The organism is Desulfolithobacter sp. (assembly GCF_054025815.1).
The window spans coordinates 18,446-31,445 of record NZ_JBPMMS010000010.1 but is presented as its reverse complement, the minus strand read 5'-3'; the positions used below and the strand labels follow the sequence as shown (position 1 = coordinate 31,445).

Sequence of the window (13,000 nt, the reverse complement as noted above, 5' to 3'; positions counted from 1 at the left end):
CCCGGCCCCGATCTCTCTGATCACCTGTGACAGAGACCTGACAGGGTATTTCCAGGGCCTGTTTCCAGTATCTCAGGGCAAATACAGCCCCAGATGAATCCATTGGAGTCCAGTAATGAAACACACCATCACCTTTCAGCCAGATAATATCACCGTGACAGTGGACCAGGGAGAGAATCTGCTGGCCGCGGCCGCCAATGCCGGTGTCTACGTGCATGCTTTCTGCGGCGGAGACGGCGTCTGCGGAAAATGCAAGGTCATCGTCGAAGAGGGCAAGGTCCGGGCTGACAGGGCGACCCTGAAAAAAGAGGAGTGGGATCAGGGATACCGGCTGGCCTGCCAGGCCACCGTGACAGGTGATCTGGTGGTACGGATTCCGGAGATAACCACTGCCGGCGGCCGGGCCCTCAAGCGAAAGCCCAAGACAACCCGGACCATCTCGGCCCGGTCCCTGGACACCCTGATCGGCAAGTGGGATGTGGATCCGCCGGTGGCCAAGCTTTACCTGGAGCTCGACCCCCCGACTCTGGACGACAACATCTCCGACATGCAGCGGGTCATGCGCGGCATTCGCCAGGCCCTGCCCGACACTCCGGAGCCCTCATACGATCATCCCGAACTGATCAAGGAGCTGCCCTTTGTCCTGCGGGAGTCGGACTGGAAGGTGACGGTGCTCCTTCTGCACGGCAAGTGGGAAGGGGAGCCGGACCGAATCATCGATATCGAGCCGGGTAACACCACCGACCGTCTCTACGGCCTGGCGGTGGATATCGGCACCACCACCTGTTCCGGGGTGCTCATCGACCTCAACAGCGGTAAGATCATTGCCGAGGCCTCGGGTTATAACGCCCAGATAAGCTACGGCGAGGATGTCATCTCCCGCATCATTTACGCGGCCCGGCCCGGAGGCCTGCGGGCCCTGCAGGAAAAGGTGGTTTCCACCATCAACACCATCATCGATGACATCTGCCGCAAGATGATCATTTCGCCGGCCGACATCAGTTATATCATGGCGGCCGGCAACACGATCATGTCGCACTTGCTGCTCGGGCTGGATCCAAAGTACATCCGCGAAGCACCCTACGTGCCGGCGGTATCCATCTTTCCCCTGACCAAGGCCGCCGGGCTGGGTATCCAGGCCCATCCGTCGGTGCGCCTCTTTCTCTACCCCTGCATCGCCTCCTACGTGGGCGGCGATATTGTCTCGGGTGTCCACGCCTGCCAGATGGCCAAGTCGGACAAGGTCAGTCTGTTCATCGACATCGGTACCAATGGTGAGATCGTGGTCGGCAACTCGGAGTGGATGGTCTGCGCCGCCTGTTCGGCCGGGCCGGCCTTCGAGGGGGGCGGCATCCAGTACGGGATGCGGGCCTCGGCCGGGGCCATTGAAAATTTTCACATCCACCATGAAACCTATGATCCGATGATCGTCACCATCGGCCGGATCAAGCCGGCAGGTATCTGCGGATCCGGGCTGATTTCCATTGTTTCCGAGCTGCTGGAGTCCGGGGTGATCGATCAGCAGGGCAAGTTCAACAAGGAGATTGACCATCCGCGGATCCGCGAAGGCCAGAATGGCTGGGAGTACGTTCTGGCCTGGTCTCAGGATTCCCTGATTGGCGAGGATATCGTTATCACCGAGGTGGATATCGACAATCTGCTCCGAGCCAAGGGGGCCATGTACGCCGGCTACCAAACTCTGCTGGAGTCGGTGGGGCTTACCTTTGCCGACCTGGACCGCGTGATCCTGGCCGGGAATTTCGGGGCCTATATCGACCTGGAACGGGCCATATGTATAGGTCTTTTGCCCGATGTGAACCGGGACAAGTTTTTTTACCTTGGCAATGCCTCCATGCTTGGCTGCCAGATTTCACTCACCGATGTCAAAAGGTTCCGGGAGCGGATTCAGGTCCGCCAGCTCATGACCAACATGGAGCTGTCGGAAAATTCCGAGTTCATGACCCATTACATGGCCGCTCTCTTCCTGCCCCATACCGACATGAGTCTGTTCCCCACGGTGCGGGACAAGCTGCCCGATAGTGCCGGATAGGCGGGTGTTTTCTTGTCCGGCGCATGGGCATATTCCACAGTCCGCTTCATGGGGCGCAGACAGGTTGCTGGGTGCGAAATATGGCAGGCCTGCCGTGATGTCGCAGGGCCGGGTCTTGCGGCTGTTTTTTTGTTTGCCTGCCGAGCCTGAAAAACATACAATATAATTAAGGATAGATGGATTTTGGTTGTTGGAATCCATACTTTTTAATCCCTGGGTTCCGGAAAACGTGACAGGTTCCACTCTTTGTTCTGTTCTGCGTGGTTCTGGCGGCGGGCGGGACGGATTTCGAGCCAAGGTGGGCGCTTTATGCTTGAAAAAACATACACCTCCCTGGCTTTTGTTTTTATCCTCTTTTTCTTTTTCCTCGTTACCCCGTCAGGCGCTCATATTGTTGAGCGTTATAAAAATGAACCACCGGTGCGGGTGGTGATCCTGCCCTGCATGGATCCGGTGCGGGTCTACAAGAAATTCCATCCTCTGGTCCATTATCTGGAAAAAAATATCCAGCGCCGGGTCATTCTCATGGTACCCGGTGACTACCGGTCTTTCAGCCGGATAATTGAAAAGGGCGGGGCCGATTTCGCCTACCTTCCCTTCCGTGTATATCTTGATCTGCGACCTCATTTCAGCCACGAACCAGGCCTTAGCATTCTGACTCCTGACGGTCGTCAACAGCATCACGGATTGCTCGTGACCCGCAGTGACAGCGGGATCGACAAAGTTGAGGATTTACGCGGCAAAACGCTGCTCTTTGGAGCCGAGAAGTCCACGGTCAAGACCCTTGCCGGGATGCTGCTTCTTCGTGAGCATGGCATTGACGTGGAAAAAGACCTGGCTGGATATGCCTTTGGCTCCAGCTGTCAGAAGAATGCCTTCAATGTCTATCTCGGAACCTATGATGCCACTTTTATCTGTAGCGACAGCCGCGACATACTCGAGGGGAAGAATCCGGACTGGCCGATTCCGCCCGGAAGCCTGAGGGTTGTGGCCCGTACCCGTCCGGTACCGACCTGGATCTTCGCCGCCCTGGATCGTGTGCCTGAGTCGCTGATTACCGAGGTCAACAGGGTTTTTCTTTCGTTGAGCTTGTCCTCGGAAGAGGACAGAAAACTGCTTGATGAAATAGAGGCAGCCGGATTTGTCGTCTGCGATGAGAAAAAGCTTCGTCTTTTGTATAAAAATTTTCAGTTATGATGAAAAGTTACCGTGCCAAATTGACTGTCATCGTCACTTTGCTTGTTATCGTCAGTCAACTGGCCACCGGTTTTTTCATCACCAGACAATCCGAGCAGGCCCTGGCGGAAAAACACCATGACGTCGCCACAGCCCTGGCCCGCCATATCGCCTATCTTTCCTCCAGGGCCTTTCTCAGTCGCGATCTGGCCACTGTGTACGAGCAGGTCAGGTTGGCCCGTCAGGAAAAAAATGTTGTCTTTGTCAAGGTGCTTGATCTGGAACAAAGAGTTGTCGTTTCAGATAATCTGGCGGATGTGGGGCGAGAATTTTCCCTGCCGAATCCGCAGCAGGACAGAGGTTTTCTGCGGTATATCACCGTGGATGGCGCTGTGGTTGCAGAGATCTCCTGGCCCATCATGCTTGACAACGAGCTACTTGGGTATGTGGTCCTTGGCTATTCCCACAAAGAAGTTCAGGAGGCTGTGGCTGATCTGCACCGGAAGATTGTGACGACCCTGGTGCTTGGTCTGAGCGGCTCGGTGCTCATGGCGGTGTTTATCGCCGGCATGATTACGGCGCCTTTGCTGGAGCTGAAGCAGACAGCGCTCAAAATCGCTTCGGGCCGGTTTGATATCGATCCGCCCTCGCAAAAAGTGGATGATGAATTCAGTATGCTTGCCCGCACTATGTACGAGATGGCCAAGCGGCTGGAATCACTGGTCTATAATGACCCCCTGACAGGGATCTACAACCGGATGCAGCTCAATATCCGGCTGCACGAAGAGTTGGCCCGCAGTCGACGTCATGGGTGGCCACTGGCATTATTGATCATCGATATTGATCATTTCAAGCGTATCAACGACACCTACGGACACCTGGTTGGAGACGAGGTTTTGATAGGATGCGCCACCATTCTTTCGCGCCATATACGTGAAGAAGACTGTCTGGCCCGTTTCGGCGGCGAGGAGTTTGTCATTCTTGCACCCAATATGAACGAGAACAATGCGCTGCAGCTGGCGGAAAGAATCCGGCTTGCGGTGGAAAAAACACCTATGACTCCATCCGGGCTGGATAAACCGGTTTATATAACAATCAGTATCGGTATAGCCATTTATCCCGGCCATGCCGAAAATGAAAACGAGCTTGTCTCAAGGGCGGACACGGCTCTTTACCAGGCCAAATCCCTTGGCAGAAACAGGACCGCACTGTTTTCAAAAAGATCCTGATCAGCCCCCTGGTAAGAAAGACATATCCAGATGCACCGCTGTTTCCGGTCGTTGATTGGGTAAAACAGGACAAAGAGAAGCCGGGGAGGGTGAACCTCCCCGGCCAGGAGTGTTACTGGATGTTATTCATCCTTTCCATCATTTTTGTCCGGAGATCCAGCATATCCTTTTCGATGGCGGCCAGGTCCTGGGGGGTTGTCTTGGGATTGCGCGCAGCCTCCATGTACTCGAACCGTTTTTCCATCATCTGCTTGCGCAGATCCACAGTCTGATCAAGAAATTTCTGCTGTTGATCACTCAGGGCTCCACGAGTCCCGGGACCGGTCATCATCGGATTGCAGCCCCAGCCACCTCCATACGCGTGACCCCCCATCATTCCCGGGCCCATCATGCCGCCCATCATTCCCGGGCCCATCATTGCCTGGCGTGCCTGGCCTGAAGCACCGGTGGTTCCGTAGTGTTCTCCGGGCATGGCCAGGGCGGTGGTGGCAAGGCCAAGGGCGAGGATACCGGTGAGAAGAGAGTTTTTTGCGGTTTTGTTCAGTTTCATGGTGTTGTTCTCCTTTGCTTGATTGTGTTGTTCCTGTGGATTCGATTTTGAGGACGACTGACCCCGTGTCTGCCGTCCGGTTAACGGTTTCTGACTGTCAGTAACCGGGTTGGACTCCTGTTGCGACCGACCGATCCAGTGCCAGGTCGGAGGTGGAACAAGAACTGCGAGTTTTACAGGTGATGCGGTTGTAATTATCAGCCAAGCTCAGCCTTCATCCGGCGGTACTGTTCTTCGTCGATTTCACCCCTGGCGTATCGGCTCGCCAGAATTTCGAGGCTTGGCTCGGTATTTCTGCCGCTGCCACGGATCAGTGCCTGGAAAATTCGAATGGCCAGGTAGATGATCAACCCCCAGAACAGCAGGGTGATGATCCAGCCCAGAGGACCCGGAAAGAAGGCTCCTGGTCCGCACAGCCAGTTGCTGTTGATAGACCCGCTGCTGAAAAATCCTGTGTGCATCATGGGTTGTTCTCCTCTGGATAATGTGATTGTTTCAAGGGTTGTTGCCTAGTTAATAGCATGGGGCATGCCAGTTTGCAGGTGGGGGTAAAGTCCTTGGGTAACTATTTGAAATTATAATTAATTATTATATCTGTAATCATGTGGACATTTTTCTGTCTCCTTGGAGCGTCCAGATATGAGACAGTGGCTGACCGAACCGGAGGGTGCCACTGTCTCATATCTGGACAGGTGTTCTCCGGTCACCAGCGAACGGGCCGGGTTTCTGCCTGTCAAAACATTTCATACATAACCATTGATGATTTCATATGAATCCAAGGTCTGTAGCCAGAGTCCCCGGTGTCTCTCTGTGGCACCGTCTTGGCTGGAGAAGAATGTCATTTGTAATTTCTTGACTTGACAGGCAATAATTAATAAGAATGGTGTGGGTACATTTTGTCGGACCAGGGAGGAAATCTGAAAATTTTTTCGGCTGGCGAAAAGGTTTCGGTATGAGAGCCGGGACAGAAACACAAACCAGAAGGAGAGCAAGATCATGAAGAAATCCGTACAACTGCTTGCCGCGCTCTGCGGTGCGTCGCTGCTAGCCTTTGGAGCATGGAATGTCAGCGCCAAGACCCTTGTCTACTGTTCAGAGGGAAGCCCGGAGGGGTTCAACCCGGCTTTCTACACCTCGGGAACAACCTTTGATGCTTCGTCACGGCCGATTTTCAACCGGCTGGTGCAGTTCGAGCGTGGCTCAACTGTTATCCGCCCGGCTCTGGCCGAAAGGTGGGAGGTGTCCGACGATGGCCTTGTCTATACCTTTCACCTGCGTAAAGGGGTCAAGTTCCAGACCACCAGGAATTTCACCCCGACCAGGGACTTCAACGCCGACGATGTCATCTTCAGTTTTATGCGGCAGCTGGACAAGAATCATCCATACCACAAGGTTTCCAACGGATCCTACGAGTACTTTCAGGCCATGTCCATGCCTGAATTGCTCAGAGACATTGTCAGGGTCGATGATTATACGGTCAAGTTCATCCTTACCAGGCCCGAGGCGCCAATGATCGCCAACCTGGCCATGGATTTTGCCTCCATACATTCCAAAGAGTATGCTGATAAAATGATGGCCGCCGGCACACCGGAAAAGGTGGATCAGGAACCGGTTGGAACCGGTCCTTTTCAGCTCGTTGCCTACCAGAAGGACGCTGTTATCCGCTACCGGGCCCATCCGGACTACTGGGAGGGCAAGGCCGCAATCGACAACCTGGTCTATGCCATCACTCCGGACAACTCGGTCCGATACCAGAAGCTGAAAGCGGGCGAATGCCATGTTATGCCCTATCCTAATCCGGCTGATCTCAAGGCCATGAAGGAAGATCGGGACATCAATCTCCTCCAGAAGGAGGGGCTCAACGTGGGGTACCTGGCCTATAACACCCTGATGCCGCCCTTTGACAATCCCAGGGTTCGTAAAGCTCTGAACATGGCCATTAATAAGCAGGCCATCCTCGATGCCGTGTTTCAGGGTGCCGGCAAGATCGCCAAAAATCCGATTCCGCCCACCATCTGGTCCTATAACGATGAGGTCCGGGACGATCCCTATGATCCTGCTGCGGCGAGAAAGATGCTGGAAGAAGCCGGGGTGAAAAATCTCAAGACCAAAGTCTGGGCCATGCCCGTCCAACGGCCCTACAACCCCAATGCCCGGCGCATGGCCGAGTTGATCCAGGCCGACTGGGCCAAAATCGGGGTCGAGGCCGAGATCGTCTCTTACGAGTGGGGAGAGTATCTCAAACGCTCCAAGGATAAAAAGCGTGATGGTGCTGTCCTGCTCGGCTGGACCGGGGACAACGGGGATCCGGACAACTTTCTCGCCGTACTGCTGGGCTGTGACGGTGTCGGTGGTGCCAACCGCGCCAACTGGTGTTACGAGCCCTTTGAAGAGCTGATTCAGAAGGCCAAGCGGATTTCGGACATAGAGGAGCGGACCCGACTCTACAAGAAGGCCCAGGTCATCTTCAAGGAGCAGGCGCCATGGGCCACCATCGCCCACTCCATCGTTTTTGAGCCGGTACGCAAGGAAGTGGTCGACTACCGGATCGATCCTTTTGGCGGTCATATATTTTATGGGGTTGACCTGAAGGAGTAAGTTGAATATGAACCCAACCAGCCGGGCCAACAGTCTGTCCGGCTGGTTTTCTTTTTTTGCCTGGGCCCTTCTTCTTGACTTTTTGCCTTTATGATTGGTTTTCTGCTTCGTAAAATAGGGGTGCTGATCCCGACGTTTTTCGGGGTCACCCTGGTTGCCTTCATTTTCATTCGCATGCTCCCGGGAGATCCTGTCATGCTCATGGCCGGCGAGCGGGGAATGAGCGACGAGCGCCATGCCGAACTGATGCACCAGTATGGTTTTGACCGGCCAGCCTGGCAGCAGTACGCCCTTTATGTCCAGGGTCTGCTCCATGGTGACTTCGGCACTTCGATCATTACCAGGAAACCTGTTCTCGAGGAGTTTCTCACTCTGTTTCCGGCCACAGTGGAGCTCTCGCTCTGTGCCATTTTCATCGCGGTCTTCATTGGGTTGCCCTCCGGGATAATAGCTGCTGTCAAGCGTGGCTCCTGGTTTGATCACACCGTGATGACTGGTGCGCTCACTGGATACTCCATGCCCATATTCTGGTGGGGTTTGCTGCTGATCATTCTCTTTTCCGGTATTCTTGGCTGGACGCCTGTCTCAGGTCGGATTTCCCTGCTGTACTATTTTGAGCCTAAAACGGGATTCATGCTCATAGACAGCCTGCTGTCCGGTCAAAAGGGAGCTTTCGCCTCGGCGGTCTCTCACCTCATCCTGCCTTCAGTCGTTCTCGGCACCATTCCCCTGGCTGTCATTGCCCGCCAGACCCGTTCCGCCATGCTTGAGGTGCTGGGAGAGGATTATGTCCGCACGGCCAGGGCCAAAGGCCTGGGACCGGGCCGGGTGATCGGACTCCATGCTCTGCGCAACGCGATGATCCCGGTGGTCACCGTGATCGGTCTTCAGGTTGGCGTCCTCTTTGCCGGAGCCATTCTCACAGAGACAATATTTTCCTGGCCTGGTATCGGCAAGTGGATGGTGGATTCCATTTTTCGCCGGGATTACCCATCCGTTCAGGGGGGATTGCTTCTGATAGCCGCGGTGGTGATGCTGGTCAACCTTGTCGTTGATGTGCTTTACGGTCTCATCAACCCGCAAATCAGGTATTCGGATTGACATGGACCGCAACATGACCGAATCCAGTGCCAACCATGCCAACCATCCCGACGGCCGTATGGCTCTGATGGGAGAATTCTGGGCCTATTTCAAGGAAAACAGAGGCGCGGTGGCAGGGCTGATTTTTTTTGCCACCATTGTTGTTGTGGCGGTGTTTGCCGGTCTCATCGCACCCCATGCGCCAAACGAGCAGTTCAGAGATGCACTGCTGCTGCCGCCATTCTGGCAGGATGGTGGTTCGCTCCGTTTTCCGCTGGGGACCGATGCGGTGGGACGGGACATGCTCTCCAGGCTGATTTACGGAGCCCGTTTTTCACTGTTCATCGGCTGTGTGGTGGTGTCTGTCGCCCTGTTTATGGGGGTTTTCCTCGGCCTCATGGCCGGTTATTTCCGGGGCTGGGTGGACACTTTCATCATGCGGATCATGGATGTGGTTCTGGCCTTTCCCAGCCTGCTGCTGGCCCTGGTCCTGGTGGCTCTGCTCGGTCCGAGCCTGATCAATGCCATGATTGCTATTGCCGTTGTCCAGCAGCCACATTATGTTCGTCTTACCAGGGCTGCGGTGATGGGGGAGATGTCGAAGGATTATGTCATCGCTGCCAGGGTCATCGGGGTCCGGACTTCTCGCCTGATGTTCCTCACCATCTTACCCAACTGCATGGCCCCTCTTATTGTTCAGGCAGCGCTCAGTTTTTCCACGGCTATTCTTGATGCCGCGGCTCTCGGGTTTCTCGGCATGGGGGCTCAGCCACCGACCCCGGAATGGGGTACCATGCTGGCCGAGGCACGGGAGTTTATTCTCCGGGCATGGTGGGTGGTTACCTTGCCCGGGCTGGCCATCCTGACCACGGTTCTGGCTATCAACCTGATGGGGGATGGACTGCGTGATGCCCTTGATCCAAAGCTGAAAAGGTCTTGATCTGTGGCCCTGCTCGAAATAGAAAACCTCACGGTGACTTTCCGTACCGGCGGTGGCCTGTTCACCGCCGTGGATCGCATTTCGCTTGGCGTAGACCCCGGTGAGGTGGTGTCCATTGTCGGCGAGTCGGGTTCGGGTAAATCCGTGGCCATGCTGGCCCTTATGGGCCTTCTGCCCTGGACGGCCAGGGTGGAGGCCGAGCGAATGGTATTTGACGGTCAGGATCTGCTCACTCTGACCAGGCGTCAGCGGCGGAGGATCATTGGTCACGAGATGACCATGATATTTCAGGAGCCCATGACCAGCCTCAACCCCTGCTTCACTGTGGGGTTCCAGCTCACAGAAGCTCTCAAGGTGCACCTGGGGCTGGATCGGCAGCATCGCCGGAACCGGGCCCTGGAGCTTCTTGACCAGGTTGGTATTCCCGAGCCTGAAAAAAGGCTGGCCGCTTTTCCGCACCAGCTGTCCGGCGGTATGTGCCAGCGGGTCATGATCGCGATGGCTATTGCCTGCCGGCCCAGGTTACTGATTGCCGACGAACCGACCACGGCTCTGGATGTAACTATCCAGGCCCAGATTCTCGATTTGCTCATGCACCTGCAGGAAGAGAACGACATGGCCCTGGTCCTGATAACCCATGACATGGGAATTGTAGCCGAAACAGCCAGACAGGTGGTGGTCCAGTATGCCGGTCAGCAGGTAGAACAGCAGGATGTGCGGAATCTCTTTGTCAATCCGCACCATCCTTACACCGCAGCTCTCCTCTCGGCTCTTCCTGAACGGGCAACGTCCCGAAAACTGCCCTCTATCCCCGGGGTGGTTCCGGGCCAGTTCGACAGGCCCACCGGATGCCTTTTTTCGCCGCGCTGCCGGTACGCCACCGATGTATGCCGCAGGCAAACTCCGGGCCGGGCCCCGGAAGAGCTGGGATATGCTTTATGTCATTATCCCCTGAAAAACGGGCAGCCTCTGGACCACCCGGAAAGAGGTGCTGTCAGGGAGGGATCGTGATGTCTGAGGTGGTGCTGCGTGCAGAAAACCTGTCCCGTCATTACGAGATTCGGCGGGGTACATTCCGGCGGCCGGCGGTACTCAAGGCCCTCTCCCGGGCCAGTTTCGTTCTGAGGCGTTCAAGTACCCTGGCGGTGGTGGGGGAGTCTGGTTGTGGAAAATCGACCCTGGCCCGTCTGGTGACAATGATTGAGCCACCAACCTCGGGCAGCCTGGAGCTGCACGGTATCGATCTGGCCAGTGGTTCCAGGGCGGAGATACGTAAGCTGCACGGCAAGGTGCAGATCGTGTTTCAGGATCCTTACGGTTCACTCAATCCCAGGCAGAAAATCGGCCTTGCCCTTGAGGAACCACTCCTTGTCAACACGGATATGGGCAAGGAAGCACGCACCCAGGCAGCTTATGACATGCTCAAACAGGTTGGGTTGCGGCCTGAGCATTATGATCGTTATCCGCACATGTTCTCCGGTGGTCAGCGCCAGCGAATCGCCATTGCCCGGGCTCTCATGCTCCAGCCGGAGATTCTGGTTCTTGATGAGCCTGTTTCGGCCCTGGACGTTTCCATCCAGGCCCAGATTCTCAACCTGCTGGTGGACCTGCAGGAGCGATACCGCCTGGCCTATCTCTTCATCAGTCACGATCTGGCCGTGGTCCGGCATATCGCTGACGAAGTAATGGTCATGTACCTGGGCCGTCCTGTGGAGCTTGGCTCAAGCGACGCTCTCTTCAGTCAGCCTCTTCATCCATATACAAGGGCTCTCCTTTCAGCGACGCCGGTGGCCGATCCCTTTCATAAAAAGAAAAGAATCATGCTCCGGGGCGAACTCCCTTCACCCATGGATCCGCCATCAGGTTGCGCCTTTCATCCTCGTTGTCCGGAAACGGTTGAAATATGTCGGAACCAGTCTCCGGAGCTGCGAAGCAAAGGTTCATGCCAGGTGGCCTGCCACCTGGCATGAATACCTGGTCTGCGGCCTTCATGGTTGTGTTGTGCGACTGTCCGCTATGACGATAAGGCGGTCTCCGGCACGGACAGTCAGGTCGGCGGGTGGATTGGAGATCAGTTCGTCGTTTTCTCCGCGCTTGATACCAAGAACGATACTCCCATATTCTTTTTTCATCCTGACAAAGATTTCAAGAAAAGGCTTATCTTCCATTCCGGCCGGCAGGCCGATGCTGCACAGCTCGTTACCGTACTGGGCACTCAACAGCTCGGACACCACGTTGCTGATACCGTGGTCAATCGCCGCCGAGGCGATGAGATGGCTGCTCAGCTCATGACCGACAATGATTTCGTCGGCATGGGCCCTGCGGCCGTGCTGGACGTTTTTGGGGTCGGTCAGCTCTATCACCGTATATGCATCTTTGTTTATGGTCTCTATTGTCAGGGTGGTAAGCACAACCTTGGCATCCCGGGAGGTGGCTTCCAGCCGATCGTCTCCGAGAACAACCACGGTTTTGGCCCGGTTGAGATTGGCCCTTTCCAGGGTCTCCTCGTTGACAACTCCCCTGATAAAAAAGAGGAGTGGATCGTCGACTGGTTTCTCGTCTTCGTCTGCAATAAGGACAATCGGTGACTCGGCAGTGTGGGGGTCTGCCCGCAGCTCTGTCAGAATGGATCTGGCCCGATTGTTCCATTCACAGAGAATGATGTGGTCGGTAAAGGTGGAGTTACTCATTCCTCTGTTCTCCCGCATTCGCTTGTCAATGATGATTGCGGCCAGGCTTGCGCTGAGAGTGCCGAGCAGGCCGATTCCGAAAAACATGATAAGGATGGCGACGGCTCGTCCCCCCGCGGTGGTTGGAGAAATATCGCCGTAACCCACGGTGGTGAGAGTGACGATGCTCCACCATATGCCTGCCGGAAAGTCGACATCCGGTTCAAACCATGAGATCGCGACGGCACTGACCAGCACAATAACCAGAATCACCCCCAGAAGCTGGGGCAGGTTTTCCCGCTGTAAAAATTGCAGAAACCTTTTCACCTGGATGTTCTCCTTTTTCTGCTGCTGGACAGCGATTTTTTCCTGCTGCTGGTTTTTCTTTTCTTTTTCTTGAGGAGATCGACATCATAGGGGCTTTCGATTTCGTATTCACGGCCATCAAGTTCCAGGTTCAGGTCGCCGTCCGGTTCGAATTCGTATGTGAACGGCAGGTCATCCTGTTCTCTTTCCGGGGTGAGCCGGTACTGCGTGCCCTGATAGTCAACGACAACCACGTCTCTGGCCAGGTACCGGTATTCAAATGGTGGATCTTCTCCGCACCCGGTGAGAAACCAGGGCCCTGTTATCATGGCAATAAAGAAAAAAAATCTGTGCTTCATTCTTTCCCCTGTTTAAACGCAACTGACACCGGTGAACAACCAG

12 protein-coding genes are annotated in these 13,000 nt (G+C 55.4%); 8 read left to right on the top strand and 4 right to left on the bottom strand.

Going from position 1 to position 13,000, the window contains the following annotated elements; translation table 11 throughout:
- Positions 1–115 precede the first annotated feature (115 nt).
- The 3 genes from ACXJJY_RS01750 to ACXJJY_RS01740 all read left to right on the top strand — a co-directional run bounded on the left by ACXJJY_RS01750 (position 116) and on the right by ACXJJY_RS01740 (position 4,455).
- Positions 116–2,050, top strand: a complete 1,935-nt coding sequence (locus tag ACXJJY_RS01750; protein ID WP_456384986.1) for an ASKHA domain-containing protein — start codon at positions 116–118, stop codon at positions 2,048–2,050.
- A 309-nt stretch (positions 2,051–2,359) separates the two neighbouring features.
- A complete protein-coding gene (locus ACXJJY_RS01745) occupies positions 2,360–3,247 on the top strand; it encodes a phosphate/phosphite/phosphonate ABC transporter substrate-binding protein (RefSeq protein WP_456384985.1) in 888 nt (295 codons plus the stop codon).
- Complete coding sequence (locus tag ACXJJY_RS01740; protein ID WP_456384984.1) at positions 3,244–4,455, top strand: GGDEF domain-containing protein; 1,212 nt, start codon at positions 3,244–3,246, stop codon at positions 4,453–4,455. The genes ACXJJY_RS01745 and ACXJJY_RS01740 overlap by 4 nt, the downstream gene beginning before the upstream one ends.
- Positions 4,456–4,567: 112 nt before the next feature.
- Here the strand turns inward: ACXJJY_RS01740 and ACXJJY_RS01735 are convergent, their stop codons facing one another.
- Together ACXJJY_RS01735 and ACXJJY_RS01730 are read right to left on the bottom strand one after the other, a co-directional pair.
- Positions 4,568–5,005, bottom strand: a complete 438-nt coding sequence (locus ACXJJY_RS01735; protein WP_456384983.1) for a hypothetical protein — start codon at positions 5,003–5,005, stop codon at positions 4,568–4,570.
- Between the two features lie 197 nt (positions 5,006–5,202).
- On the bottom strand, positions 5,203–5,469 hold the full coding sequence (locus ACXJJY_RS01730; protein WP_456384982.1) for an SHOCT domain-containing protein: 267 nt from the start codon (positions 5,467–5,469) through the stop codon (positions 5,203–5,205).
- 532 nt (positions 5,470–6,001) lie between these two features.
- Here ACXJJY_RS01730 and ACXJJY_RS01725 point away from each other — a divergent pair.
- From ACXJJY_RS01725 to ACXJJY_RS01705, 5 genes are all read left to right on the top strand, one after another.
- On the top strand, positions 6,002–7,603 hold the full coding sequence (locus ACXJJY_RS01725) for an ABC transporter substrate-binding protein (protein WP_456384981.1): 1,602 nt from the start codon (positions 6,002–6,004) through the stop codon (positions 7,601–7,603).
- A 90-nt stretch (positions 7,604–7,693) separates the two neighbouring features.
- Positions 7,694–8,704, top strand: coding sequence for an ABC transporter permease subunit (locus ACXJJY_RS01720; protein WP_456384980.1), 1,011 nt, complete (start codon positions 7,694–7,696; stop codon positions 8,702–8,704).
- A gap of 13 nt (positions 8,705–8,717) precedes the next feature.
- Positions 8,718–9,623: an ABC transporter permease subunit gene (locus ACXJJY_RS01715; RefSeq protein WP_456384979.1), complete on the top strand. Its 906-nt coding sequence runs from the start codon at positions 8,718–8,720 to the stop codon at positions 9,621–9,623.
- A 3-nt stretch (positions 9,624–9,626) separates the two neighbouring features.
- Positions 9,627–10,634, top strand: coding sequence for an ABC transporter ATP-binding protein (locus tag ACXJJY_RS01710; RefSeq protein ID WP_456384978.1), 1,008 nt, complete (start codon positions 9,627–9,629; stop codon positions 10,632–10,634).
- Positions 10,634–11,593 (top strand): ABC transporter ATP-binding protein, encoded by a 960-nt coding sequence (locus tag ACXJJY_RS01705; RefSeq protein ID WP_456384977.1) that lies wholly within the window; start codon positions 10,634–10,636, stop codon positions 11,591–11,593. The genes ACXJJY_RS01710 and ACXJJY_RS01705 overlap by 1 nt, the downstream gene beginning before the upstream one ends.
- Before the next feature lie 18 nt (positions 11,594–11,611).
- Here ACXJJY_RS01705 and ACXJJY_RS01700 read toward each other — a convergent pair whose 3' ends face one another.
- Positions 11,612–12,619, bottom strand: coding sequence for a potassium channel family protein (locus ACXJJY_RS01700; RefSeq protein ID WP_456384976.1), 1,008 nt, complete (start codon positions 12,617–12,619; stop codon positions 11,612–11,614).
- Positions 12,616–12,957 (bottom strand): hypothetical protein, encoded by a 342-nt coding sequence (locus tag ACXJJY_RS01695; RefSeq protein WP_456384975.1) that lies wholly within the window; start codon positions 12,955–12,957, stop codon positions 12,616–12,618. Before ACXJJY_RS01695 ends, ACXJJY_RS01700 begins: the two co-directional genes overlap by 4 nt.
- Positions 12,958–13,000 lie beyond the last annotated feature (43 nt).